Consider the following 22,898-nt stretch of genomic DNA (forward strand, 5'->3'; position numbering starts at 1 on the left):
TGTCTGACGGCCTGAGGCCCGCTCCGGCCCTCGCCGCCTACCTGGGGTACCCCTGAGCCCTTTCCGGCGCGCTGAGACCGCCTCCAGGCCCTTCTGAGGGGTCGGCAGCACCCGGCTACTTCGCCGCCAGCCGGGCGCGGACGATGGCGGCCACGCGGCCGCCCTCGGCCCGCCCGGCGATCTTCGGGTTGACGGCCTTCATGACCTGCCCCATGGCCTGCGGCCCGGCGGCGCCGGTCTCCGCGACGGCGGCGTCGACGATGGCGCCCAGCTCCTCGTCGCTGAGCTGCGCCGGCAGGTACTCCTCCAGCACCGCCTGCTCGTCCAGCTCGGCCTGCGCCTGCGTGGCCCGCCCCGCGTTCCCGAACGCCTCGGCCGCCTCCTTGCGCTTCTTGGCCTCCTTGGTCAGCACCTTGATGACCTCGTCGTCGGTCAGCTCCCTGGCCTGCTTGCCGGCGACCTCCTCGACGTTCACCGCGGCCAGTGCCATCCGAATCGTCCGGAGACGCAGCTCGTCCCGGCTCTTAAGCGAGGCCGTCAGATCGGCCTTCAGCTTGTCCTTCAATGCGCTCATGCGCTCCATCTTGCCGTCTACACGGACTGTCCGGACGCCGCGCGCCCGATGTCGGGCATCATGAGTAGGTGAGGAAAGCCGTCGCAGTGCCACTGTCCATGCTCGGTCTCGGCCTGGCCGGGCTGGGTTACGCCTCCGTGGTGGAGCGCAACTGGTTCCGCCTGCGCCGCTTCGACGTGCCGGTGCTGGAGCGCGGTCAGCGTCCCGTACGCATTCTCCACCTGTCCGACCTGCACCTGACGCCGCGCCGGACGATGCTGATCAACTGGGTCCGCTCCCTGGGCCCGCTGAAGCCGGACCTGGTGGTCAACACCGGCGACTCGATCGCGCACCCGGACGCCGTCCCCTCGCTCCTGTACGCCCTGGAGCCCCTGCTGTCGCGCCCGGGCCTGTTCGTCTACGGCTCCAACGACCTCTACGCCCCCAAGCCCAAGAACCCGGCCCGCTACCTCTGGCGCACCTCCAAGAACGACCGCCGCCAGCACATCCCCTCCCTGCCCTGGGAGGAGCTGGGGGCCGGCATGGCGGCCGAGGGCTGGCTCGACATGAACAACACCACGGCCCGCATCAAGGTGGGCGACCTCGACGTGGCGGTGGCGGGCATCCACGACTCCCACATCAACCGCGACCGCTACGACCTCGTCGCCGGCCCGGCCCCCGCAGACGCCGACCTCCGGCTGGGCGTCATGCACTCCCCGGAGCCCCGCAACATGACCCGCTTCGCCGCGGACGGCTACCAGCTCCTGCTGGCCGGCCACACCCACGGCGGCCAGCTCTGCATCCCGTTCTACGGCGCCCTGGTGACCAACTGCGGCATCGACCGGGCCCGCGTCAAGGGCCTGAACCACCACGACAGCGCCTGGCTCCACGTCTCGGCCGGCCTCGGCACCTCCCCTTACGCCCCGGCCCGCTTCGCCTGCTTCCCGGAGGCGTCACTGCTTACTCTCGTTCCCCGCCGTTGACGCGGTCACAAGTACCTTGGGAGTCCGCTAGACTTTTCCAAGCACGCGCAAGACGGGCGGGCACCGGGGTGTAGCGCAGCTTGGCAGCGCGCTTCGTTCGGGACGAAGAGGTCGTGGGTTCAAATCCCGCCACCCCGACAGTATTGCCACAGGTAGAAGGCCGCTTCCGAAGATCGGAAGCGGCCTTACTTGTGTGCCCCTGGAGAGCTCGGCAACCTCTGGCCACTCTCTCCGGGATCGCCTCAGCGGCACTTGATCCTCCCAAAACCCCGCAGCGACCTGGATCTACGTGAAGACATGACCATGACTCCCCAGCCCGCCGAGCCCACCGCCGAGAAACTGCTGGAGATCGCCGACGCCCTGCTCCCCGGCCGCTCCCTTGACGACGCCCGGATCACGGCCGGCAACCTGCACCACGTCGTGCTCCTCCCGGGAACGGCGGCCGTACGGGTGAGCAAGCGGCCGTCTTCGGCTCAGGAGATGCCGCGCCGCATCGAGGTGCTGCGCGAGGTCGCGCGGGCCGGGCTGCCTTTCGAGGTGCCGGAGCCGCTCACACCCGTGACCCGGTTCGACGAGCGTGCGGCGGTGGCCGTCTCCTGGGTCGACGGCGAGGAGCAACCCGAGGGGCAGGGCGACCCCGACAAGATCAGGAAGCTGCTGCGCGCTGTACGGGAAGTCGCCGTCACCCCGCGCCTGAGGGAACTGCTGTACGCCCCGAGGGACAAGGGCTGGGCCGAACTCCTGGCCGAGCAGGTCATTCCGCGCCTGCCGGACAGGTGGCGCGACGAATGCCGCAGGCGTCTCGAAGCGGCGCGCGACCTGGATCCCGTACCGGATGCGCTCGTCCACGGTGATCTGTGCGGCTCCAACGTCCATTGGAGCAGGGACGGGCAGTTGGTCGGCGTCCTGGACTGGGACCAGGCCCATCTGTTCGATCCCGCTATTGACGCCGCCCTGATGGCCTGGCATGGCTGGGACAATGTCAGGAAGGCCGTGGATCCCGAGACCTACCGCCGCGCCCGGATCTACGACGCCCCGTTCGAGGTCGGGCATCTCGTCGGGATCCTCGACGGCCGTCCGCTGACGAACGTCGAGGGGTACGTGCGCAGCATCGTCGCCTGGCTTGAGAAGGACGCCTAGGGGCTTCCGAGGTCGCAGTTGCCGCCATGCCGCAGGTAGCAGGCCGCTTCGGCTGGCTAGGCTTCCCCGGTGAGCTTCGGCGACCATGCCCGTAGGGTGCGTGACTCCGGCCTGCCGTACCGACGGCGGGTTTCGGCGCTCCGCTCCTGCGTGCAGTTGTATCGGCATGCCGGTGACGTGCTCACGGAGGGTGAGCGCGGACTTCTTGGTGCCCGGTTGAAGGGGCTTGAGCCACAGCTGCCGACGCGGGATCTGCTGCATGTGGTGCGGCACGTCGAGGTGGCGTCCGGTCTGCGGTAGCGGGTGGACGCGTTCCGTGACGCGTTCGGGCGACGGGCGTGCCTGTTCCGTGCCAGGCCGCCCGTCCCGTCTGGTGTGCGGTACCGGGGCCTATGGTGCGCGCGTCAGCCCGTGGCGCCGGCTTGTTTACGCATCAGCAGGTGGCCGCGGCGGAATCGTTCGTCCTCCAAAGGCTCGCGCAACATCCGCCCCACCTCGACGAACTCTTCCTTGCGGGCCAGGTCGGCCAAGTCGTCGATCGGCCACCGGTAGGCCGGCGTGACCTTGTGGTCGAACTCCAGCACCGGGCCGCCCTCGGATTCGAAGAAACCGAGCAGGAGGTAACCACCCGGAGCCAGCACCCGGCGGAACTCGGCGAAGTACGGCGGCAGCTCCGGTGGTGGGACGTGGATGACGGAGTACCAGGAGATCAGACCCCCCAGCTCGCCGTCGGCCACGTCGAGGGCGCCCATCGAACCGAGCTCGAAACGCAGGTCAGGATAGTCCTTGCGGGCGATGTCGATCAGCGCGGGAGACAGGTCGACGCCGAAGGCGTCCAGTCCGAGGTCACGCAGGTGTGCCGTCATGTACCCGGGACCGCAGCCGGCCTCGACCACGGGCCGGGGTCCGGCGGCCCGTACGAGTTCGGCGAACACGGCGACTATCGCGCGGTCCAGTGGCAGGCGGGCGAGCGAGTCTCGGGCGAGATCGGCGTAAAGGTCGGCGACGGCGTCGTAGGCGTCCGCCGTCGCGGTCAGGTAGGGGGAGGATTCGGCCACGGCGGACGACTGTAGTCCATCGGCCGGCAAAGGTCGTCGATCATCGATCGGTCGGCGCGTCCGTTCCGTTCCGGCCGCCTGACCTCGATGAGTGCACGCCTGCACGGCGTGAAGTCGATCGGAATCGTGCGGATCACGTACCGGGCAGTGGGCGTCAGCACACCTTGAAGATGCTCTTCCAGCCGACACCCGTCTTCTGCTGCGCGTTGCTGTTGGTGGGCAGCGTGAAGTGCACCGGTCCTCTGGTGTTGATCTCGTTGTGCATCCGGCCGGACTGGCCGGCGCCGAACCACTTGTACGAGCCGCGGTAGCGGAGGTTGGTCACGCCGCACTCGCTGATGACCTGTGTCCGGCCGGTGAAGCCCGGCCCTTCGTAGGCCACGTACGTCGAGCTGGGGCCGTCGGAGGTCGAGGCGTTGGCGGCACCGCCCATGAAGGCGACCAGGGAGGCGGAGATGGCGGAGACGAGGGCTATTTTCTTGATGCTCTTCACTGCGTTCCTCCGGATGCGTCCCAAATTGCTGTTTTCCTGACGAGAGGAACATATGGATCATCGCTTGATCGTCACTTGCACCCCACCTACACCACACGTGACAACTGGGGTAAAGCCAACCTGCGCCTTGATCGCGAGCCGGCCCTCGCCGGACGTGGTCTCTCCGTCCTCGGGGTCAAGATCGACTGCGTGCGCGTCGAGCACAGGTGGGCGCGCTGGTGTCCAGGCGGTCGCAGATCAAGGCGGAGGGACGGCTGACCGGGAAGGTCGCGCTCAGCTCTGAACAAGCAGCATCACCCCGGCCGCCGAACCCACCGCCCCCACGTCGTGACCAGCGGCCGGTAGCCCTGGCGGGACCAGAAGGGGACGGACAGCGGGTTCGGGGCCGCGTAGTGCACCAGCACGGTCTCGACGCCTGCCGCCGCCGCCTCGGCATGGGCGTGGCCGGCCAGTGCGGCGCCGATGCCGCGGCCCCTGCTGCCCGGGCGCGCGTACATGGAGCCCACGTAGGCCACCGGCGACGCCTCCACGGCAGGCGCGATCCATCCCGCGTGGTCAGGGTGGTGGACCGCGAGCATGCCGACGACCTCACCGTCCGACTCGGCCAGCCAGCACCAGCCGTCGCCACGGGCGAGTTTCTCCTCGAGTTCGGCCCTGGCGGCGGCGGGCGTCGAGGGCAGCACCGGGACCCAGCCGAACTGCGCCTCGTAGGCGACCAGCTCCAGGTACAGCCGGCACATGGCATCCAGATCATCCGCCACGGCCCGCCGTACACCAGCGGCCGGCGGCTCCCCGGCTGAAGCGGGAGAGACCCGGACGGCGAGCACGGACCGCGGCGCGAACCCCCGCCTGACCAGCGCCGCGACGGGCGCGGTGTCCCGGCTCGGCCAGCTCACCACGAGCCCGGCGCCCGGCTCAAGGGCGGGGTCGGGGTCGAGGGACGAGGTCCAGCGGTCGAGCAGGTGGCCGAGGGCGTCCGCGGGGTCGTCACCCGCGACCCTGGCGCGGAGGGTGTAGGTGGTCAGCGGACCCCAGTGCACCGACCGCGCATCGGGGTCGGCCGTGGCCACCGAGGGCGCGCCGACGGCGTTCGCGGTCTCGATCAGGTCTTCGCCGAGCTCCGCGACGGCGACGAGAGGGTCGGCGGCTCGCACGCGGTCACGGTGGCAATTGATCACATCGCTCACGGTTCGCACGATAGTGCGCTACGCGAATCACGGGTCGGATTCCAGGAGGTTCAGGTCCGGCGGGACCAGGGTCGTCGACTCCACCAGGCCCCTGAGGAGGTTGTGCAGGAGCTGGTTGTCGTACGGGCGGCCGGCGTCCTTGCCGTGGAGCAGCGGATACGGGAAGCCGGCGACGTCGAGGCGGTGGCGGACGGTCTCGATCCTGTTCTCGATGGTGCGTGCCCGCCAGCCCTCCTCCGGGCGGAGGTAGGCCAGCCGCTCCGCGGCCTGCTTGTACGTCAACGGCCGGGGCGACTCCTCGTACAGCAGGTAGTGCTCGCCCAGGACCACCAGGAGCAGGCGTTCCGCGTCGCTCAGATCCCAGATCCTGGGCGGGATGGTCTCGGCCCGGTGCCGGTTCGTCTGGGGCTCGCCGTCCGCGCCGGTGACGTAGAGCTCCACCAGGTGCTGCCGATAGCCGGAGCCCCTGATGAACAGCGGGGTGTAGCCGTCGGCCAGCGGGATGGGGTCGGTCGAGGAGTGCACCAGCTGGCCGCGCGGCAGGCGCAGGAGCTGCCAGCCCACGTTACGCAGCCACCACCGTTCGTCCCGGTAGGTCACCTCGGCGTGCAGGCGGCTCACCGACTGGTCGTCCACGCCGACGCTCAGGTCGACGTCGGGGCGTTCGGCGCGGCCGAAGCGCACGTTGCGGCCAGGGCGGGGTCGTACCCTGATGCCGCCCATGATCGTACGGGCGTGCAGCGTGCCGGGCGGGGCCGAGCCCACGCCGTGCGCGAGGCTGCCACTCATCGTTTCGCCTCCATCGGCGCTGGTCGGATGTGCGCACAGGCAGGGTCTCAGGGTTCGTCCGGACCGGTCCCGGAGGTTGGGCACGACATCCCGGTTTACCCCTCGGGGACGGGGAACACACGGCCCCGCAGTTACAGAGGTTGCCTTGGGGGAAGCGGAACGGGGAGGCCGCTGGGTCCTCGAACGCTAGGCATGGGTGATCAAGACATGGGGAAAGACCTTTCGGCCCCGATGCTCACTCCCGGTGAACAGTACATCGGAGAGCGTCACCATCGGTGATCGTCATCATCGTCTCCCTGGGGGCGGCGTGCCTGCTGGGCATCGGCTTCGTCGCCCAGCAGCATGCCGCGTACCGCGAGCCCCTGGAGGAGATGCTGCACGCGCGCCTGCTGCTGAACCTCATGCGCATGCCGTTGTGGCTGACCGGGGTCGGGCTGATGGTGTGCGGTCAGATCCTCGGCGCCATCGCGCTGCGGGCCGCGGACGTGTCGCTGGTGGCGCCGCTGCTCGCGATGAACCTGCTGTTCGCCCTGACCGCGGCCCATGTCATCTACCAGGAACCGTTCGGCCGCATGCTGCAACTGGGCGCCGTGCTGGTGAGCGGAGGGGTGGCGCTGTTCCTGTTCGCCGGGCAGCCGCAGGGGGGCCGGCTGCCCGATCCGGTCTCCGCGCGGTGGCTCGCGGCGCTCCCGGTGGTCGTGGTCGCGGCGGCGCTGGTCTGCTACGGCCTGCGGCGTTCCCTGAAGGTCAAGGCGATCATGCTCGCGGCCGCCGCCGGGGTGCTGTACGGGCTGCAGGACGTGCTGACCCGCGGCTCCCTGCTCACGCTGGACAGCGGGCTGAACGTGCTGGCGACCTGGCAGTTGTACGCCCTGCCGAGCGTCGCCGTGGTGGGGCTGCTCCTCAACCAGAGCGCGTTCGACGCCGCTCCGCTCCAGATCTCCCTGCCGGCCACCACGGTCGCCGAGCCGGTCTGCGGGATCTTGCTGGGTGTGGCGATCTTCGCCGAACGCCTGCAGGTCACCCCGGCGGCGCTCGCGGGCGAGGTGGCCGGCCTGGTCGCGATGGTGACCGGGATCGTCATCCTCGGCCGGTCCCCCTACCTGGCGAAGCCCGCGCAGCCCGCCCTCCAAGGCCGGCGCGGGCAGGAGCGGTGATCTCCGTGAACATGGCCGTGGGATAGCCACCGATGCCCGCGAATCCAGGGGGCAGGCGGCGCCCCGAGCATGCCGTGCTCGATTGGGTCGCGCGAAGGACGATGGCCGTGGTGGGAGGGCCCGCGCGGTTCCGGGTCATCGCGATGCTCGCCTGCGTTCTCGCGCTCGTCACCGCCGACCAGGGGACCATCGGCGCGGTGGGGCTGGAGATCCAGCGGTCCATGGGCCTCACCAACACCGAGCTCGGATCGTTGTCCGCCGTGTCCTCCGCGGCCGGCGCCGCCGCAGTCCTGCCCTTCGGCGTCCTGACGGACCGCATCAACCGGGTACGGTTCCTCACCGCCTGCATCGCCCTGTGGAGCCTGGCCATGATCGCCGGCGGCCTGGCCGACTCGCTGGCGTGGCTCCTGTGCTCCCGGATAGCGGTCGGGGCCCTGACCGCCGCCGCCGGGCCCTCGGTCATCTCGCTCGTCGGCGACTTCTTCCCCGCCTCGGAACGGGGCCGGATCTACGGCTTCATCCTGAGCGGCGAGATGCTCGGCGCCGGGTTCGGCCTGCTGGCGGGGGGCACCCTCGCGCAGCTGCTGTCGTGGCGCGCCGCGTTCTGGTTCCTCGCGCTGGTGGGGATCGCCTTCGTCTTCGTCATCGCGCGCAAGCTGCGGGAACCCGAACGTGGCGGCCAGAGCCGGCTGCCCGCGGTGACGCCCGGCAGGAGGGCGACTCCGGACCACGACGACACGGCGCGGCGCGCGGTGCGCCGTCGCCGGATCAGGCCCGATCCGGCGGCGCTGCTCCGCCATGACCCCGCGCACATGTCCATGTGGCAGGCGATCCGGTACGTGCTGAGCATCCGGACGAACGTCGCCTTGGTCGTCGCCTCGGTGATCGGATACTTCTTCCTCGCCGGCCTGCGCACCTTCGCCATCGTCTTCGTCCACCAGCAGTACGGCCTCGGCCAGGCGGCGCTGACGGGCATGGTTCTGCTGGTGGGCGTCGGGGCCCTGCTGGGGGTGCTCAGCGGCGGGCGCCTCGCCGACCACCTCACCCGCCGCGGGCACATCAGCGCTCGCATGGTGGTCCCCGCGATCGGCTACGGCACCGCCGCGGTCTTCTTCGTCCCGGGGCTGCTCACCACGTCGTCGGCGATCGCGCTGCCGTTCCTGTTCGTGGCGGCCGCGTCGTCGTCGGCGGCCGTCCCCCCGCTGGACGCCGCCCGCCTCGACGTCGTCCACTTCCGGCTGTGGGGACGCGCGGAGAGCATCCGCACGTTCCTGCGCGTGGGCGGGGAGGCCGTCGCCCCGGTGGTCTTCGGCCTGCTGGCCGACGTGCTCGGCCCGGGCGGCACGACCAGCGCGCAGGGGTTGCGGTACGCCTTCCTGATCATGCTGGTGCCCCTGGTGGCGAACGCGGTCGTGCTCCTGCACGGCAGGCATGCCTATCCGCACGACGTCGCCGCGGCCGCCGCCTCCGAACGCATGCGCGATTGAGCCGTCGTCAGGCGCTCCTGATGGCCCGCAGCGACTCCTTCAGCGAGCCGATCGTGGCCAGGACGGCGGTCGGCTCGTATCCGCAGTGCGCCATGCAGTTGTCGCACCGGGGGTCGCGGCCCCGGCCGTAGGCCGACCAGTCGGTGTCCTCGATCAGCTCCCGGTAGGTCCGCGCGTACCCGTCGGACATCAGGTAGCACGGCCGCTGCCAGCCGAACAGCGAGTACGACGGGATCGCCCAGGCGGTGCACGGCAGCTCGATCCGGCCCTCCAGGAAGTCCAGGAACAGCGGCGAGTGGTTGAACCGCCAGCGCCGCCGCCGGCCGTCGGCGAAGGCCGCACGGAACAGCGCGCGGGTCTCCCGCACGCCCATGAACCGGTCCTGTACGGGCGCCTTCTCGTACGCGTAGGCGGGGGAGATCATCATCTGGTCGACGGCGAGCTCGTCATTGAGGTAGTCGAGGACCTCGATGACGGTCTGCGGGCTGTCGGAGGAGAAGAACGTCGTGTTGGTGGTGACCCGGAAGCCGCGCCGCCGGCACTCGCGCACGGCCGCGACCGCCTCGTCGAACACGCCTTCCTTGCACACCGAGGCGTCGTGGCGCTCGCGCACGCCGTCGATGTGCACGGTCCAGGTGAAGTAGTGCGACGGCTCGAACTCGTCGATCTTCTTGGGGATGAGCAGCGCGTTCGTGCACAGGAAGACGTATTTCCTCATGGCGACCAGGCGGCGGACGAGCTCGCCGATCTGCGGGTGCATGAGCGGCTCGCCGCCCGCGATGGAGACCATGGGGGCGCCGCATTCCTCGATGGCGGCGACGGCCTGTTCGACCGGCATGCGCTGTTTGAGCACGTCGGCGGGGTGCTGGATCTTGCCGCAGCCGGCGCATTTGAGGTTGCAGGCGAACAGCGGCTCCAGCTCCACCAGCAGCGGGAACTTGGTCCGTCCCCGCAGTCGCTGGCCGAGGATGTAGCCGCCGACGCGCAGACTCTGCCGCAGCGGGATCGTCATGACAGCACTCCCTTGGTCGGCCTCGGGTCCCTCAGTGGTCCCTGGAAGTGATGAATTGGGCGATGTGCCGGAATTCCTGGCGTACGTCCGCGGGCATGTCCACGTCGTCGAGGCACCGGGTCGCGGCCTCAAGGCGCCGCGCGGCCTCCAGCTCGGCCCACGCCCGTCCGCCCGCCTCCTCGACCAGGCAGGCGGCCTCCCGCAGGTCGGCCTCGCTCAGCTGTCCAGGCGTGGCCAGCAGCGCGGCCAGGCGGTCTCCGGCCTCCGTACGGCCGGTCAGCGCGGCGACCACGGGCAGGCTCTTCTTACGGGTCCGCAGGTCCGCCAGCACCGGTTTGCCCGTCACCTCGGCCCGTCCCCAGATGCCCAGCAGGTCGTCGGCCAGCTGGAAGGCCAGCCCGGCCTCGGTGCCGAACGCCGCCAGCACGTCGGCCAGCCGGACCGGGCCCTCCACCGCCGTGACACCGATCGAGCAGGCGCAGGACAGCAGCGCGGCGGTCTTGTGCCACGACATCCGCAGGCACTCCTCCCGCGTCACGTCGGCACGATCCTCGAACTCCAGGTCGAGGGCCTGACCTGCGATCAGCGAGAGCGTGGCGCGATGGAGCGTGCGGGCGGCCGCCACGTAGCCCGGGGTCCCCTGCTCCAGCAGGAGCTCCCCGGCCAGGGCGAACAGCGCGTTGCCGCACAGGATCGCCTGGGAGCGGCCGAAGACCGTCCAGGCGGCCGGCCGGTGCCGCCGTACCGGGTCGTCGTCCATGACGTCGTCGTGCAGGAGGGAGAACGCGTGCACCAGCTCCACCGCGGCCGCGGCGGGCAGGCAGCGCTCGACGTCCGCACCCGCCGCCCGGCCCGACAGCACCGCGAGCGCGGGCCGCAGCGCCTTGCCGCCGGCGGCGCAGGGCCGTCCGTCACCGTCGGTCCAGCCGAAGTGATAGCGGGCGACTCGCGCCGCATGCGGGTCGAGCCGGTCGACAGCCTCGCGCAGCATGGGCTCGACGAGCTCTCGGGCGGCCTCGGCGGGCGGCAGGGTCAGCGTCATGACCCGCTCTCCCGGCGCGACTTTTCCGGCGACCCGGACGAATGGCACCTATGTGATAGCACGACAAACAAAGTATCCGCTGCCATGCCTCACAAACGTGACAATATTGCTTCTATACCCTCGCTTGCATTAATCGACGTACATTTGGAAAACGGTGGCGCGCCGCTTCTCGGCGCGCACCGAATGATTCGCCCGGAGGCGTCAACGCCGTTGCGTGGACCTCGTGCCGAGCATTATGCAGGCCAGGCCGCACGCGGTGATGACCACCCCCGTGATGACGTTGCTGATGATCGTGCCGGCGCTGGCTCCGTGTGGCGGCAGCACCCACGGGGCGATGATCGTCCAGACTCCGATGATCGGGATGACCCACGCCACTCCGTGGATCCGGCCGTAAGCCGCGGCGATCCCGGCCGCGAGCAGCACCAGGGCGATGCCGGTGATCAGATTGTTGACGGTCAGGGTCGTGTGCCTGAAGAACCCCACCACCCATGGTGAGATGGCGAGATAGAGACCGCTGAGAAAGGCCAGTCCGCTGACAGACTGCCCCGACGGGCTCTGCGCGGCCAAATCGTATTGAGCGCGCAGGGCTGCTATGTCGGGGTGCTGACCCATGTCCATTGTCGGTCGGGTCGGACGGTCGGCCATGTCACACACACCACCTTCCGCATGTCGCGTGAAGTACGGATATGAAAACCCCTTCCCGCACCGTCGAGCCGACACGCACACGCGGGGCAATATCTCTTCAAATCGCTTTAGCCGGACTTGGGCCACCGGTTCGAAATTTCCATGTGCACACCGACGGGCCGGCCCGCGGAGGCTTCCTCGACCGGGTCAGCGGGCCTGCGGGGCGCCGACGCCGCGCAGCAGTGTGTCGACCACGACGTCCGCGGCCTGTGCGGGGCTCAGCTCGGGCAGGTCTTCGGCGGCGTGGACCATCAGCGGCGACAGGACCGCGGCCACCCAGCCGGGCGGCAGGTCGGAGCGGAGCAGCCCCTCGTCGGTGGCGCGCCGCAGGAAGGCGTCGACCTCGTCGATCAGGCCGCGGCGGCGCTCGCGGAGCGTCGCCTCGCGGAGCATGCGGCTCGTCTCCACGGGCCACTTGCGGTTGACGGCGATGATGCCCTCGACGTAACGGTGCAGCGCGACCGCGACCGGGGCCTCGCGCAGCCTGGCGGCCTCGATGGCCTGCTCGACCGCGTCGTAGCGCGCGCCGTAGACGGCGGCCATGAGGTCTTCGCGGGAGGCGAAGCGGCGGTAGACCGTACGGCGGTCCACCCCTGCGGCGGCGGCGATGGCGGCGATGGTCGCCGAGGGGTCGTCGGCGAGCATGCGGGCGCCCGTGCTCAGGACGCGTTCGAGGTTGCGCGTCGCATCTGCTCTCACCTGGCCAAGATATACCTCCTGCCACGCGTACGGGGAAGCTGAACCTTCAAGTGCTACATTGATGAGACAGTTAAGGCTCAGAGATGGAGAGACGCATGGCCAGGACATGGTTGATCACCGGGGCGTCGCGGGGCTTCGGGCGCAGGCTCGCCGAGGCCGTCCTGGAGGCGGGCGAGCAGGTCGTCGCCACCGCACGCCGCCCGGAGCAGTTGGACGACCTGGTCGCCCGCCACGGCGAGCGCATCCGCGCGGTCGCGCTGGACGTCACCGACGCCGCCGCGGCCTCCCGCGCGGTGAAGGAGGCCACCGGGACCTTCGGCCGCCTCGACGTGGTCGTCAACAACGCCGGCTACGCGAACAGCGCGCCGATCGAGGAGATGGCGGACGAGGACTTCCGCGCCCAGATCGAGACCAACCTCTTCGGCGTCGTGAACGTGACGCGGGCCGCGCTGCCCGTCCTGCGGGCACAGAGGTCGGGGGTCTTCGTGCAGTTCTCCTCCATCGGGGGACGCGTGGGCGGCACTCCCGGGATGGGCGCGTACCAGACCGCGAAGTTCGCGGTCGAGGGCTTCTCCGAGGTGCTCGCCAACGAGGTCGCGCCGTTCGGCGTGAAGGTCGTCATCGTCGAGCCGGGCGCGTTCCGCACCGACTGGCAGGGCTCCTCGATGGAGATCCGCCCCGTCGGCCCCGACTACGAGGAGACGGTGGGAGCCATCCACCGCTACCGGCGGGACACCGACGGCACCCAGCCCGGCGACCCGGCCCGCGCCGCGAAGATCATCATCGACGTGGTCGGCGCCGACGACCCGCCGCGGCGGCTCCTGCTCGGCGGCGACGCCGTCGCGGCCGCCCGGAAGGCCGCGGAGATCCGCGCCGCCGAGACCGAGAAGTGGGCCGGCGTGAGCCGCTCGGCCGACTACCCCGCGGACGAACGGTAGGCCCGCCTAGATATTCTAAGATTCCTTAGAACATCAGAAGGAGGCCAGATGTCTTACCCCGAGCCCCGCTACCTGGCAGAGACCGGCACGCACAGCGGCGTCCTGCGCACGGCGGACACCCCGCCCGACCTGTCGATGGCCAGCGGCACGCAGGTGCACTACCTCGGCACGGGCGGCTCGACGAACGGCGCGTTCGGCCTGTACCGGTGGGAGATGGGCCCGCGCCCGTCCGGTCCCGGCGCGCACTTCCACCGCACGATGACCGAGTCGTTCTACGTGCTGTCCGGCACCATCCGGCTCTTCAACGGCGAGAAGTGGGCCGAGGGGAAGCCCGGCGACTTCCTGTTCGTGCCCGAGGGCGGCGTGCACGCCTTCCGCAACGAATCCGGCGAACCCGCCTCGATGCTGATCCTCTTCACCCCGGGCGCGCCCCGCGAGGCGTACTTCGAGGAGCTCGCCGACATCTCGAACACCGGACGGCAGCTCGGCCCCGAGGAGTGGACAGAGCTGTACCTGCGTCACGACCAGTACATGGTCTGATGCCCGAGTCCCCGGAGGAGCCGATCTACCAGCAGCTGGCCCGCATCGGCAAGGCCCTGTCCAGCCCGGTGCGGCTGCGCCTGCTGGACGTGCTCGGCCGGCGCGAGCACACGGTCGAGGAGCTGGCCCAGGCGGCCGGGGTGGCGCTCAAGAACACCTCCGCCCAGCTCCAGCAGTTGCGCGCCGTCCACCTGGTGACCAGCAGAAAGGAGGGCCAGCGGGTCTACTACCGGCTCGCGGACGAGCGGGTGTCGAGCTTCCTGGCGGAGTTGCGGGGGTTCGGCCAGGAGCGGCTGGCCGACCTGCGTGACGCCGTACGGGCCCGGCTCGGCCCCCTCGACGGTGTGACCGCCGACGAGCTGGCCGCCTGCCTGGGCGACCCCGGCACGCTGGTCGTGGACGTGCGCCCGGCCGCCGACTATGCGACCGGCCACGTGCCGGGGGCGATCTCGCTGCCCATGGCCGAGCTGCGCGAGCGCCTGGACGAGCTGCCCAGGGAGATGGAGATCGTGGCGTACTGCGGCGGGCCGTACTGCGCGGTGTCCTCCGAGGCCGTACGCGTCCTGGGCGAGCACGGCTACGCGGCCCGCGCCCTCGACGGCGGCTACCTCGGCTGGCGAGGCCGGTGAGGCGGCGGTGAGGGCGTGGTGAGAGGGCGGTGAGGGGGCGCCGCCAGGGTTGAGCCATCGCCGGATCCGCACCGAGGACCGGCCGCCGGCAAGGAGCAGCAGATGGACGTTCTGGCAGGCAAGACGGCGCTGGTCACGGGTGGGTCGCGGGGCATCGGGCGGGCGGTGGCGCTGCGCCTGGCCGCCGAGGGCGCTCTGGTCGCCGTCCACTACGGCGGCGACGACGGGGCGGCGAAGGAGACCGTGGCGCGGATCGAGCAGGCCGGCGGCCAGGCGTTCGCCGTCCGCGCCCGGTTCGGCGAGCCGGGCGCGGTGGACCGGCTGTTCGAGGGGCTGACCGCGGGGCTCGCCGGACGGGGGCTGGACGTCCTGGTCAACAACGCGGGCATCGCCTCGACCAACCCGATCGCGCAGGTCACCCCGGAAGAGCTGGACAGGCTGCTGGCGGTCAACGTCAGCACGCCGTTCTTCGTGATCCAGCGGGCGCTGCCGCTGCTGAACGACGGCGGCCGCGTCATCAACATGGGCTCGACGGCCAGCAGGTTCGCGGTCACCATGCAGATCGGCTACACCGTCAGCAAGGCCGCGCTGGAGTCGATGGCCCCGACGCTGGCCAACGAGCTCGGCAGACGCGGGATCACGGTGAACACGGTCGCGCCCGGCGCGGTGCGGACCGACATGACCGCGGGCTACACCTCCATCCCCGAGGTGGTGGCCGGGCTGGAGTCCATCACCGCGCTCGGACGGCTCGGCGAGCCGGAGGACGTCGCCGACGTCGTCGGCTTCCTGGCTGGGCCGCGGGGCCGGTGGGTGACCGGCCAGACCATCGACGTGTCCGGCGGGACCTACCTCGGCCCTCTCGCCTGACCGGAGAAGGCCGGGTGCCCGGCGTGTGCGTCCGGGAGCTGCGCGTGGTCACTGCGCCTCGTGCGGCAGCTCCTCGGGCCGCCCGTGTAATCGCCCGAGGATCACCGGATCGCGACGGGGGTCCGCCCGCATCAGGCGGTGCCTGCGGCGGGCGCCCAACACGTACCCCCAGGCGCAGCCCACGAGCGCCACGGCGGTGAACGCGGCCAGCCGGAGCAGGTCCTCGGAGCCGAAGGCCAATTGCCCCGCGGGGTGCGCCAGAAAGCCCGTGGCGAAACACCAGGACATCGCGCCCGTCGCCAGCGCGGCCAAATAGCGTCGCGCCCACACGCCGAACACTCCGACGGCCACCGCCATGACGATGACACGTGCCGTGGCCTCGGCGAAGGCCACGGTGGCGACGACGCAGGCGCCGACCGCCCACACGAATCCGGCCGGAAGCAGCATCTCCACGGGACGCCCGCGCATCGACGATCCTTTCAGCGGAAGCTATTTCATGAAACCTGCCCGGGCGCGCTGGGGCGAGATCTTCCACGGCATTACTACGCGCGAGCTACAGCTCCTGACGCGTTCTTCACACAAAGGGGAAATGCGGGTCAGAGCCCCACGTCCCGGCGCAGCAGGTCGTCGATCTCCTCCCGGCGGACCACCAGCCGGGCCGCGCCGTCGGCGACCGCGATGACCGGCGGGCGGCCGGTGAGGTTGTAGGTGGAGGCCATGGAGTGGTGGTAGGCGCCGGTGGCGGGCACCACGATGACGTCGCCTGGCTTGATGTCCGAGGGCAGCGGCACGTCCTCGGCGATGACGTCGCCCGCCTCGCAGTGGTGGCCGACCAGGGTGACCCGGCGGTCGGTCCGGGCGGAGCGGCGGCCGATCAGGCGGGCGGTGTAGCGGGCCCCGTACAGGGACGGGCGGGGGTTGTCGCTCATCCCGCCGTCGACGGCCACGAAGGTGCGGGTCAGGGTGCGCTTGACCGCGATGACCCGGTACAGGGTGAGCCCGGCCGGGCCGCTGATCGACCGGCCCGGCTCGACGGTCAGCCGGGGCACCGGCAGGTCCAGCGCCGCGCAGCGCTCCTGGAGGGTCTTGGTGACCGCCGTGGCGTACTCGTCGGGGGTCAGGCCCTGCTCACTGGCGAGGTAGGCGATGCCCATGCCGCCGCCCAGGTCCAGCTGGGGCAGCACGATCTTGTACGTGTCGCGGATCGCGGCCAGTTGCTCGGCCATGATCCGGACCGCCCGCTCGTACGGCTCGGTCGTGCGGATCTGGGAGCCGACGTGGCAGTGCAGGCCCGCCAACCGCAACTCCGGCTGGCGCAGCACCCTGGCCACCGCCGCGCCCGCTTCACCCGAGTCGAGGGACAGGCCGAACTTCTGGTCCTGGCCGCCGGTGCGGATCGCCGCGTGCGCGCCCGCCTCGACGTCGGGGATGATCCGCAGCAGCACCTTCTGCCGGCTCCCGGGCGGGACCAGCATGGCCAGCCGGGGGATCTCGGCGAGGTTGTCGACGACGATGCGCCCGACCCCGTACTCGACCGCCTCGGCCAGCTCGTGCGGGGTCTTGGCGTTGCCGTGGAAAACGATGCGCTCGGCGGGGAAGCCGACGGACCGGGCGATGGCCAGCTCGCCGCCGGAGCAGACGTCCAGGCCCAGCCCTTCCTGCCGGATCCAGGTGGCCATGGCCCGGCACAGGAACGCCTTGGCGGCGTACAGGATGTCGGCGTCGGGCAGCGCCGTGCGCCAGGCGCGGCAGCGTCCGCGCACGTCGGCCTCGTCCACCACGTAGGCGGGGGTGCCGAAGCGCTCGACGATGTCCATGAGCGGCACGCCACCGGTGGCGGCCACCGGCCGGAAACCGGTGGTGGCCGGCCAGGGCTCGAACCGCTCGTCGAGGTGGACGGGCCCGCGCGGACTGGGGACGAACAACCGGCTCATCTGATTCCTCCTGCGAGAACTGCACTGACTCGGACGCTAGATGCGTTTTCGGAGAAAACCGGCTATTAATACGCAATCAGGACGCGCGTGCCCGGAATTCTGACGCGACCTTGATGGCCGGCCCGCCGATCCGGCACGAGGACCTTGCGTCAAGATCGCGGGGCGGTATGCCGGGTCCGCGTAGGTGTTTCGTCAGGTTCGCGTAGGCGTTGCGTCAGAACCTCCCCGCCGCGATCTCCCGCGGGACAGGCTTCTGCACATGCCGACATACCGGACAGATGAGGTAGAGATCGAGCGGGACCGGCTCAGGGAGATCAGGTCCCGCCTGCCCGAGGCCGCCAGGCCGCTCGGCGAAGCGCTGCCGCGCCTGGTCTCGCTCACGGTGGCCGAGTCCGCCTTCACGTCGTTCACGTACTCGCTGGCGCTGGCCTACAACGAGGTCGAGGCGTTCACCATGACGGAGCTGCGCCACCGGGCCGAGGACACCGCACGCGTCCAGGACGGCATGACCACCTCGATCGCGACCTGGCAGGCAGCCGAGGTCGCGAGCTCCGTCCGGTGGAGATGAACCTCGCCGCCCTGGCCCGCCGGGGCCTGGAGGTGGGCACGGGCTCGGCGCTGGCGCTGTCGGCGCTGGGCGTGCCGGCGGGCTGGCCGTTCGTCGGCAGGATGTACGTCCACCAGTACCATCCCCAGTCGTTCTTCGACGGGGCGCGGACCTGGCTCGCGGTGCACGACGACGTGGTGGCCGCGCGGCTGAACGTGCAGGCTCTCGTGTCCGAGGTGGCCTCGACGAGCTGGCGCAGCGAGGACGGCCGGGCCTTCCAGCGCCGCATGGACGCGTACCTGGCCGACCTGCGCGGCATCGAGATCCGCGCGGTGGTCACCGCGCTCACCCTCTACACGGTCGGAGCGGCGCTGGCGGCGTTCGTCCTCTTCCAGTTCCTGGTGGCGGCGGCCATGGCCGCGGTGGCGGCGTGGGTGCTGCTCGCCGCGGTCACGCCGCTCAGCCTGGCCGGGGCCAGGGTCCTGGCCACGCAGTGCCTGCTCAAGCTCTACGAGGGCTACCGCGCGACGGAGTCGCTGCTGGATGCGCTGCTGCACGGGTGCGCCGCCGCGCTGACCGCGACCGTGGCGGTGGACGTCGGCGCCGAGGCCGCCCGCGGCGACCGCGGCGGCCTGAACGACCTGGCCGCGGCGACCTTCGCCCAGGGCCCCATGCTCATCTGGGGCACGGCCAACCGGGTCGAACGCGACCTGACCGCCCACGGCCTCGGCGATGGCCTCTGGAAGGGCTCGCCGGGCCTGCCGCAGTTGGCGGGCGCCAAGGCGGTCAACGACATCTCGACGGGCAGCCAGACGGTGACCGGCCGGTACGTGCCGGAGCAGGCCGCCGACGGCTCCTACACGTTCCCCTGGGAGTGATCATGGACTTCGGACAGGAGCTCGGCCTGGACCCCGAGCGGCTGGCGGCCGACGCCGACCTCCTCTTCGAGCGGATGCGCCGCCTGCACGAACTCCCGGAGACCGTGGCGCGCGCCGAGTCCAGGGACGGCCGGGTGAGCGTCGAGTACGGCAGCGTCTCAGGCGTCCGGGGGCTCCACCTCGACCCGCGGGCCATGCGCATGGGCTCGGCGGAGCTGGCGGAGACCGTTCTCGGCCTGATCCACCAGGCCAGGGCGCGGGCCGAGGCCGACGAGCGCGGGGCTGCCGAAGAGCTCCTGGGCACCGGCCTCCTCGCCGACGGCCGGCTCGCCGCCGAGCGGCTCCGCACCGCCACCGGCACGCTCCAGGAGAACCTGGAGCGCGCCGGCGCGGCCATCGACCGGGTCCGTGCCCTGCTACGCCCCTGACCGACGTGCGCCGGCTCAGGACCGATCCGGTGCCAGGTCGAGTTCGAGCACGTCGACGGCGGGGTCTAGTACCGTTTATGTACGGTGCGCCGGGAAGTCTGGTCGGCATGGGCGACGGCTAGGCGAGGAGAAGCGGTGCACATCGTGCAGGTGGTGCTGTTCCTGGTGGCGCTGGCCACGGTGGTGGCCACGTTCGCGGATCGGATCAGCGTGCCCGCGCCGTCCCTGCTGGTCCTCGCGGGCCTCCTCGTGGGGCTCACCCCGTACGCGTCGAACATCGGCGTCAGCCCCGAGATCGTCAGCCTGGTGGTCCTGCCGCCGCTCATCTACGCGGCCGGCGAGGAGCTGTCCTGGCGCGAGCTGAAGCGGGTCTGGAAACCGGTCTCGCTGCTGGCGGTGGGGCTCGTGGTGGTCTCCGCGGCGGCCGTCGGCTTCGTGACCGTCCTGCTGACGCCGCTGCCGCTCGCCCTGGGGTTCGTGCTGGGCGCGGTGCTGGCGAGCACCGACCCCGTCGCGGTCACGGCGCTGGGCCGCAAGCTGTCGCTGCCGCCGCGCCTGCAGACCCTGGTGCAGGCCGAGAGCCTGTTCAACGACGCCACGAGCCTCGTCCTGTTCCGGATCGCGGTCGGCGCGGCGCTGGCCGGCGGGGTGGCCGGCTGGACCGGCATCGCGCGTGAATTCGCGCTGCTCGCGGTCGGGGGCGCGGCAATCGGGGCGGTGGTGGCGGCGGGAGTCGCGCTGGTACGGCGGCGCACCGAGGACCCGGTGCTGGAGAGCGTCATCGCGCTGGTCACCCCCTACCTCGCCTACGTCCTGGCGGAGATCGCGCACTCCTCGGGCGTGACGGCGGTCGTGGTGGCGGCGGTGATCCTGGGCGGGCAGGCGGAGAAACTGACGGACGCGCGCATCCGGCTGCAGCTGACCGCCGTCTACGGCACGGTGATCTTCCTGCTGGAGAGCGTGGTGTTCAGCCTCATCGGGCTGCAGCTGCCCAGCCAGATCCGGCGGCTGTCCGGGGAGGAGCAGTCGTGGCTGCCCGCCGTGCTCGCCGTCGCGCTCACGCTGATCGTGGTCAGGGTGGCGTGGATGTTCCCGCTCGCGGCGATCCGGCAGTGGCGCGGCGGGCGGCGGCTGCGCTCGTCCTGGCAAGTGCCCGCCGTCGTGTCCTGGGCGGGGGCGCGTGGCGTGGTCCCGCTGGCCGCCACGCTGTCGATCCCGCTCGCCGACGCGGCCGGGCGGCCGCTCCCCTACCGCGACCTGCTGATGGTGGTCGCCACGGGCGTCATCGTGATCTCCCTGCTGGTGCAGGGGTTGACGCTCGCGCCGCTGGTGCGCCTGTCGGGGCTGGCGGTCTCGCCGCACGACTCGCACGCCGAGTACGTACGCGGGCGGCGCAAGCTGGCCGAGCTGGCCGTGTCGTACCTGGACGAGCTGGCGGACCTGGAGGCGGCCTCCCCCGTCGTGCTCGAACGCGTGCGCCACTCCCTGCACATCCGCATGGAGCTGGAGCAGGAGCGCGAGGGCGACCCGAACGACGTCTACGGCCGGATCCGCCGCGACGTCCTGGCCGTGCAGAGCGACGCCCTGTCCCGCATGTACGCCGACGGCGAGATCGGCGAGCGCACCCGCCGCCGCCTGCAACGCCACCTGGACCGCGAGGACCTGCGCTTCACCGACGACTGAGGCCGCGGGTGCCCGGCCCGAGGAGACTCAGCCCACGTGGACGCGCGGCCGGCGCTCCGGGTCCGGCTCGGCCTGGCGCAGCACCTCCCTGGTCACCGGCGGCACGTCGCCGCCGCCGAACACCAGGTACCGCAGCATCGCCACGACCGGGTTGCCCTCGGTCCAGTGGAAGTAGATGTGCGGCACGGAGCCCGTCCGGTCGCGCAGGTGGAGCAGCAGCGCGGCCAGCGCGTTCGGCACCGCGGAGGTCTCGACGCACAGGATCTTGTGCCCGAACCGCTCCTCGCCCTTGACGCGCAGCTCGGTCTCGAACTCCGAGGCGTCCGGCACCGTCGCCTCCACGAACAGGACGGGCTCCGCGGGACGCAGCCGGTGGGTGAGCCACGCCTCGCGCGACTTGTCGGTGTACTCGGCCTGGTCCCGCTCGTGCGGCTCGTTGGCGATCACGTGGATCTCGCCGCACGCCGCCTCGTTGACGAACTGCTCGGCCAACGGGTCCAGGTGCACCGCGGTGACCCGCAACTCGGTCGAGCGGGTCGCCCGGGAGATGAACGAGGTGACGATGATCGCCGCGATGAAGAACGAGGCGATCTTGACGCCGTCCGGCCGCTCGATGACGTTGTCCACCAGCGTGTACGTCAGGACGGCCGAGATGGTCGCGAACCCGGCCATGGCCTTGTGCTGGCCCAGCTTCCCGGCCGACAGCGTCACCGCGACCGCGGCCGAGAGCATGAGCACGAGGACGCCGGTGGCGTACGCGCCGCCCTGGGCGTTCACGTCGGCGTCGAAGATGATCGTGATACCGAACGCGATGGCCGAGAACACCAGCACCAGCGGCCGGATCGCCCCCGTCCACTCCGGCGCCATGCCATAGCGCGGAAGGTAGCGCGGCACCAGGTTGATCAGCCCGGCCATCGCCGAGGCCCCGGCGAACCACAGGATCGCAATCGTGGAGACGTCGTACACGGTGCCGAACCAGTCGCCCAGGTATTCGTGCGCCAGGTAGGCCAGGGCCCGGCCGCTCGCCTTGCCGCCCTCCTCGAACTCCTGGTGCGGGATGAGCACGGTGGTGACGAAGCTGGAGAAGATCAGGAAGACGCTCATGATCAGCGCGGCGGTGGTGAGCAGCCGCCTGGTGCCCTTGATCCGTTCCTTGATGTCGCCCTTGACCACCGGCATCACCGCGACGCCGGTCTCGAACCCGGACATGCCCAGCGCCAGCTTCGGCATGACCACCAGAGACAGGCCGATCATGGCCAGCGGGCTGGAGAAGTTCAGGCTCAGCGCGCGCTTCCAGTCGACGACCACCTGGGGGGCCTCCAGCACGTGCACGACGGCCGTCGAGACCACGACCGCGTTCAGGGCCAGATAGACGAAGACGAGCACCACGGCGATGCCGATCGCCTCGGTGAAGCCCATCAGGAACACGCCCCCGAGCAGGGCGAGCAGCACCAGCGTGACGATGACCCGCTGTCCGGCCAGGAAGTCCGGCACGAACGGGTTCTCCAGGATGTGCGCGGTCGCGTCCGCCGCCGACAGCGTCATCGTGATCACGAAGTCGGTCGCCGCGAACCCGAGCAGGGCCAGCACGAACAACTTGCCCCACCACTGCGGCGCCAGCTTCTCCAGCATCGCGATCGAGCCCTGCCCGTACGGGCTCTCGACCGCGACCCGGCGGTAGACCGGCAGCGCCCCCAGCAGCGTCAATGCGACCAGGAACAACGTGGCCAGCGGCGAGAGCAGCCCGGCCGCCAGCGCCGCGATGCCCGGCTGGTAGCCCAGCGTGGAGAAGTAGTCCACGCCGGTCAGGCACATCACCCGCCACCACGAGTGCTTCACGTGGGGGCCGTGCTGGATCTGCTTCCGGTCGGTCTGCAAGCCCTCCAGCAACCAGGAACGCAGCGTCCCTTCCGTGGGGGCCGGCTTTTTCGCCAGCACCATAACGGTCAACCCCTCCGCAATGGCCGCATAAAGATGCATCGCACACTATCCAGGCCAAAGAGGTGATTGGCCTGGTCAGGGCGTCAAGAAAACGTATAAATCGGAGACTGACCGGTACAGTCTCGGCTGACCTTTCTCACTATCGGTCCAGCCGTAATGGCTGATTCCTGGCAAGATGCCCGATTCGTGATGAGGTCATGCCCGGTCGATGATCACGTCTCTGGTTGGG

The 22,898-nt window shown here is 70.8% G+C and carries 24 protein-coding genes and 1 tRNA gene; 13 read left to right on the forward strand and 12 right to left on the reverse strand.

Translation table 11 applies throughout. The annotated features are described in order from the left end of the window. Positions 1 to 115: 115 nt before the first annotated feature. Positions 116 to 574 (reverse strand): GatB/YqeY domain-containing protein, encoded by a 459-nt coding sequence (locus tag ABZS69_RS31300; protein WP_355378862.1) that lies wholly within the window; start codon positions 572 to 574, stop codon positions 116 to 118. A gap of 98 nt (positions 575 to 672) precedes the next feature. Here ABZS69_RS31300 and ABZS69_RS31305 point away from each other — a divergent pair, with 98 nt between their 5' ends. The 3 genes from ABZS69_RS31305 (at position 673) to ABZS69_RS31315 (ending at position 2,676) form a co-directional block, all read left to right on the forward strand. Then, the gene (locus ABZS69_RS31305) at positions 673 to 1,536 is read left to right on the forward strand and encodes a metallophosphoesterase (protein WP_355379028.1); all 864 of its coding nucleotides are present in this window, start codon (positions 673 to 675) and stop codon (positions 1,534 to 1,536) included. Between the two features lie 64 nt (positions 1,537 to 1,600). Then, a tRNA-Pro gene (locus tag ABZS69_RS31310) sits at positions 1,601 to 1,674 on the forward strand. 159 nt (positions 1,675 to 1,833) lie between these two features. Continuing rightward, positions 1,834 to 2,676 (forward strand): phosphotransferase, encoded by an 843-nt coding sequence (locus ABZS69_RS31315; RefSeq protein ID WP_355378864.1) that lies wholly within the window; start codon positions 1,834 to 1,836, stop codon positions 2,674 to 2,676. Between the two features lie 404 nt (positions 2,677 to 3,080). On the opposite strand, the gene ABZS69_RS31320 is transcribed toward ABZS69_RS31315, so the two are convergent. The 4 genes from ABZS69_RS31320 to ABZS69_RS31335 all read right to left on the reverse strand — a co-directional run bounded on the left by ABZS69_RS31320 (position 3,081) and on the right by ABZS69_RS31335 (position 6,203). Continuing rightward, positions 3,081 to 3,734, reverse strand: coding sequence for a class I SAM-dependent methyltransferase (locus ABZS69_RS31320; protein WP_355378865.1), 654 nt, complete (start codon positions 3,732 to 3,734; stop codon positions 3,081 to 3,083). A gap of 154 nt (positions 3,735 to 3,888) precedes the next feature. Further along, positions 3,889 to 4,227 carry a MiAMP1 family antimicrobial peptide gene (locus ABZS69_RS31325; protein WP_355378866.1) on the reverse strand — a complete coding sequence of 113 codons (339 nt, stop codon included), beginning with the start codon at positions 4,225 to 4,227 and terminating at the stop codon, positions 3,889 to 3,891. Between the two features lie 293 nt (positions 4,228 to 4,520). Beyond that, positions 4,521 to 5,414 (reverse strand): GNAT family N-acetyltransferase, encoded by an 894-nt coding sequence (locus tag ABZS69_RS31330; protein ID WP_355378868.1) that lies wholly within the window; start codon positions 5,412 to 5,414, stop codon positions 4,521 to 4,523. Positions 5,415 to 5,441: 27 nt separating this feature from the next. Beyond that, positions 5,442 to 6,203: an FHA domain-containing protein gene (locus tag ABZS69_RS31335; protein ID WP_355378870.1), complete on the reverse strand. Its 762-nt coding sequence runs from the start codon at positions 6,201 to 6,203 to the stop codon at positions 5,442 to 5,444. 275 nt (positions 6,204 to 6,478) lie between these two features. Here ABZS69_RS31335 and ABZS69_RS31340 point away from each other — a divergent pair, with 275 nt between their 5' ends. Together ABZS69_RS31340 and ABZS69_RS31345 are read left to right on the forward strand one after the other, a co-directional pair. Continuing rightward, positions 6,479 to 7,360, forward strand: coding sequence for a DMT family transporter (locus ABZS69_RS31340; RefSeq protein WP_355378872.1), 882 nt, complete (start codon positions 6,479 to 6,481; stop codon positions 7,358 to 7,360). A 107-nt stretch (positions 7,361 to 7,467) separates the two neighbouring features. Next, on the forward strand, positions 7,468 to 8,847 hold the full coding sequence (locus ABZS69_RS31345; RefSeq protein WP_355378874.1) for an MFS transporter: 1,380 nt from the start codon (positions 7,468 to 7,470) through the stop codon (positions 8,845 to 8,847). A gap of 7 nt (positions 8,848 to 8,854) precedes the next feature. Here ABZS69_RS31345 and hpnH read toward each other — a convergent pair whose 3' ends face one another. The 4 genes from hpnH to ABZS69_RS31365 all read right to left on the reverse strand — a co-directional run bounded on the left by hpnH (position 8,855) and on the right by ABZS69_RS31365 (position 12,284). Next, entirely contained in the window at positions 8,855 to 9,859 is a 1,005-nt protein-coding gene (gene hpnH, locus ABZS69_RS31350) for an adenosyl-hopene transferase HpnH (RefSeq protein WP_355378876.1), read from the reverse strand. Between the two features lie 31 nt (positions 9,860 to 9,890). Further along, the gene (locus tag ABZS69_RS31355) at positions 9,891 to 10,901 is read right to left on the reverse strand and encodes a polyprenyl synthetase family protein (RefSeq protein WP_355378879.1); all 1,011 of its coding nucleotides are present in this window, start codon (positions 10,899 to 10,901) and stop codon (positions 9,891 to 9,893) included. A gap of 201 nt (positions 10,902 to 11,102) precedes the next feature. Further along, complete coding sequence (locus ABZS69_RS31360) at positions 11,103 to 11,546, reverse strand: SPW repeat protein (protein WP_355378880.1); 444 nt, start codon at positions 11,544 to 11,546, stop codon at positions 11,103 to 11,105. Positions 11,547 to 11,732: 186 nt separating this feature from the next. After that, positions 11,733 to 12,284, reverse strand: a complete 552-nt coding sequence (locus ABZS69_RS31365) for a TetR/AcrR family transcriptional regulator (RefSeq protein ID WP_355378882.1) — start codon at positions 12,282 to 12,284, stop codon at positions 11,733 to 11,735. 95 nt (positions 12,285 to 12,379) lie between these two features. Here ABZS69_RS31365 and ABZS69_RS31370 point away from each other — a divergent pair, with 95 nt between their 5' ends. The 4 genes from ABZS69_RS31370 (at position 12,380) to ABZS69_RS31385 (ending at position 15,258) form a co-directional block, all read left to right on the forward strand. Continuing rightward, a complete protein-coding gene (locus ABZS69_RS31370; RefSeq protein ID WP_355378884.1) occupies positions 12,380 to 13,222 on the forward strand; it encodes an oxidoreductase in 843 nt (280 codons plus the stop codon). A gap of 48 nt (positions 13,223 to 13,270) precedes the next feature. Beyond that, a complete protein-coding gene (locus ABZS69_RS31375; RefSeq protein ID WP_355378885.1) occupies positions 13,271 to 13,762 on the forward strand; it encodes a cupin domain-containing protein in 492 nt (163 codons plus the stop codon). Continuing rightward, positions 13,762 to 14,391: a metalloregulator ArsR/SmtB family transcription factor gene (locus tag ABZS69_RS31380; RefSeq protein WP_355378887.1), complete on the forward strand. Its 630-nt coding sequence runs from the start codon at positions 13,762 to 13,764 to the stop codon at positions 14,389 to 14,391. The genes ABZS69_RS31375 and ABZS69_RS31380 overlap by 1 nt, the downstream gene beginning before the upstream one ends. Positions 14,392 to 14,493: 102 nt before the next feature. Beyond that, positions 14,494 to 15,258, forward strand: a complete 765-nt coding sequence (locus ABZS69_RS31385) for an SDR family oxidoreductase (protein ID WP_355378889.1) — start codon at positions 14,494 to 14,496, stop codon at positions 15,256 to 15,258. Positions 15,259 to 15,306: 48 nt separating this feature from the next. On the opposite strand, the gene ABZS69_RS31390 is transcribed toward ABZS69_RS31385, so the two are convergent. Together ABZS69_RS31390 and lysA are read right to left on the reverse strand one after the other, a co-directional pair. Beyond that, a complete protein-coding gene (locus ABZS69_RS31390; RefSeq protein ID WP_355378891.1) occupies positions 15,307 to 15,726 on the reverse strand; it encodes a hypothetical protein in 420 nt (139 codons plus the stop codon). Between the two features lie 128 nt (positions 15,727 to 15,854). Beyond that, positions 15,855 to 17,192 (reverse strand): diaminopimelate decarboxylase, encoded by a 1,338-nt coding sequence (gene lysA, locus ABZS69_RS31395; protein WP_355378892.1) that lies wholly within the window; start codon positions 17,190 to 17,192, stop codon positions 15,855 to 15,857. Between the two features lie 259 nt (positions 17,193 to 17,451). Here lysA and ABZS69_RS31400 point away from each other — a divergent pair, with 259 nt between their 5' ends. The 4 genes from ABZS69_RS31400 to ABZS69_RS31415 all read left to right on the forward strand — a co-directional run bounded on the left by ABZS69_RS31400 (position 17,452) and on the right by ABZS69_RS31415 (position 20,728). Further along, positions 17,452 to 17,760 carry a hypothetical protein gene (locus ABZS69_RS31400; protein ID WP_355378894.1) on the forward strand — a complete coding sequence of 103 codons (309 nt, stop codon included), beginning with the start codon at positions 17,452 to 17,454 and terminating at the stop codon, positions 17,758 to 17,760. Continuing rightward, positions 17,751 to 18,617, forward strand: coding sequence for a hypothetical protein (locus tag ABZS69_RS31405; protein ID WP_355378895.1), 867 nt, complete (start codon positions 17,751 to 17,753; stop codon positions 18,615 to 18,617). Before ABZS69_RS31400 ends, ABZS69_RS31405 begins: the two co-directional genes overlap by 10 nt. A gap of 2 nt (positions 18,618 to 18,619) precedes the next feature. Next, positions 18,620 to 19,045, forward strand: coding sequence for a hypothetical protein (locus ABZS69_RS31410; protein ID WP_355378896.1), 426 nt, complete (start codon positions 18,620 to 18,622; stop codon positions 19,043 to 19,045). Between the two features lie 135 nt (positions 19,046 to 19,180). Next, complete coding sequence (locus tag ABZS69_RS31415) at positions 19,181 to 20,728, forward strand: Na+/H+ antiporter (protein WP_355378898.1); 1,548 nt, start codon at positions 19,181 to 19,183, stop codon at positions 20,726 to 20,728. Positions 20,729 to 20,755: 27 nt separating this feature from the next. Here ABZS69_RS31415 and ABZS69_RS31420 read toward each other — a convergent pair whose 3' ends face one another. Further along, a complete protein-coding gene (locus tag ABZS69_RS31420; protein ID WP_355378900.1) occupies positions 20,756 to 22,669 on the reverse strand; it encodes an amino acid transporter in 1,914 nt (637 codons plus the stop codon). Positions 22,670 to 22,898 lie beyond the last annotated feature (229 nt).

The sequence above is a fragment of the Nonomuraea sp. NPDC005650 genome, from assembly GCF_040605375.1.
Classification (GTDB): Bacteria; Actinomycetota; Actinomycetes; order Streptosporangiales; family Streptosporangiaceae; genus Nonomuraea.

What these genes read in the sequence shown, in the direction of transcription:
- ABZS69_RS31355 (WP_355378879.1), bottom strand. Translation starts at nt 10,901, where the DNA reads ATGACGCTGACCCTGCCGCCCGCCGAGGCCGCCCGAGAGCTCGTCGAG.
- ABZS69_RS31380 (WP_355378887.1), top strand. Translation starts at nt 13,762, where the DNA reads ATGCCCGAGTCCCCGGAGGAGCCGATCTACCAGCAGCTGGCCCGCATC.
- hpnH (WP_355378876.1), bottom strand. Translation starts at nt 9,859, where the DNA reads ATGACGATCCCGCTGCGGCAGAGTCTGCGCGTCGGCGGCTACATCCTC.
- ABZS69_RS31300 (WP_355378862.1), bottom strand. Translation starts at nt 574, where the DNA reads ATGAGCGCATTGAAGGACAAGCTGAAGGCCGATCTGACGGCCTCGCTT.
- ABZS69_RS31420 (WP_355378900.1), bottom strand. Translation starts at nt 22,669, where the DNA reads ATGGTGCTGGCGAAAAAGCCGGCCCCCACGGAAGGGACGCTGCGTTCC.
- ABZS69_RS31335 (WP_355378870.1), bottom strand. Translation starts at nt 6,203, where the DNA reads ATGAGTGGCAGCCTCGCGCACGGCGTGGGCTCGGCCCCGCCCGGCACG.
- ABZS69_RS31315 (WP_355378864.1), top strand. Translation starts at nt 1,834, where the DNA reads ATGACCATGACTCCCCAGCCCGCCGAGCCCACCGCCGAGAAACTGCTG.
- lysA (WP_355378892.1), bottom strand. Translation starts at nt 17,192, where the DNA reads ATGAGCCGGTTGTTCGTCCCCAGTCCGCGCGGGCCCGTCCACCTCGAC.
- ABZS69_RS31360 (WP_355378880.1), bottom strand. Translation starts at nt 11,546, where the DNA reads ATGGCCGACCGTCCGACCCGACCGACAATGGACATGGGTCAGCACCCC.
- ABZS69_RS31305 (WP_355379028.1), top strand. Translation starts at nt 673, where the DNA reads ATGCTCGGTCTCGGCCTGGCCGGGCTGGGTTACGCCTCCGTGGTGGAG.
- ABZS69_RS31375 (WP_355378885.1), top strand. Translation starts at nt 13,271, where the DNA reads ATGTCTTACCCCGAGCCCCGCTACCTGGCAGAGACCGGCACGCACAGC.
- ABZS69_RS31400 (WP_355378894.1), top strand. Translation starts at nt 17,452, where the DNA reads ATGCCGACATACCGGACAGATGAGGTAGAGATCGAGCGGGACCGGCTC.
- ABZS69_RS31410 (WP_355378896.1), top strand. Translation starts at nt 18,620, where the DNA reads ATGGACTTCGGACAGGAGCTCGGCCTGGACCCCGAGCGGCTGGCGGCC.
- ABZS69_RS31385 (WP_355378889.1), top strand. Translation starts at nt 14,494, where the DNA reads ATGGACGTTCTGGCAGGCAAGACGGCGCTGGTCACGGGTGGGTCGCGG.
- ABZS69_RS31370 (WP_355378884.1), top strand. Translation starts at nt 12,380, where the DNA reads ATGGCCAGGACATGGTTGATCACCGGGGCGTCGCGGGGCTTCGGGCGC.
- ABZS69_RS31390 (WP_355378891.1), bottom strand. Translation starts at nt 15,726, where the DNA reads ATGCGCGGGCGTCCCGTGGAGATGCTGCTTCCGGCCGGATTCGTGTGG.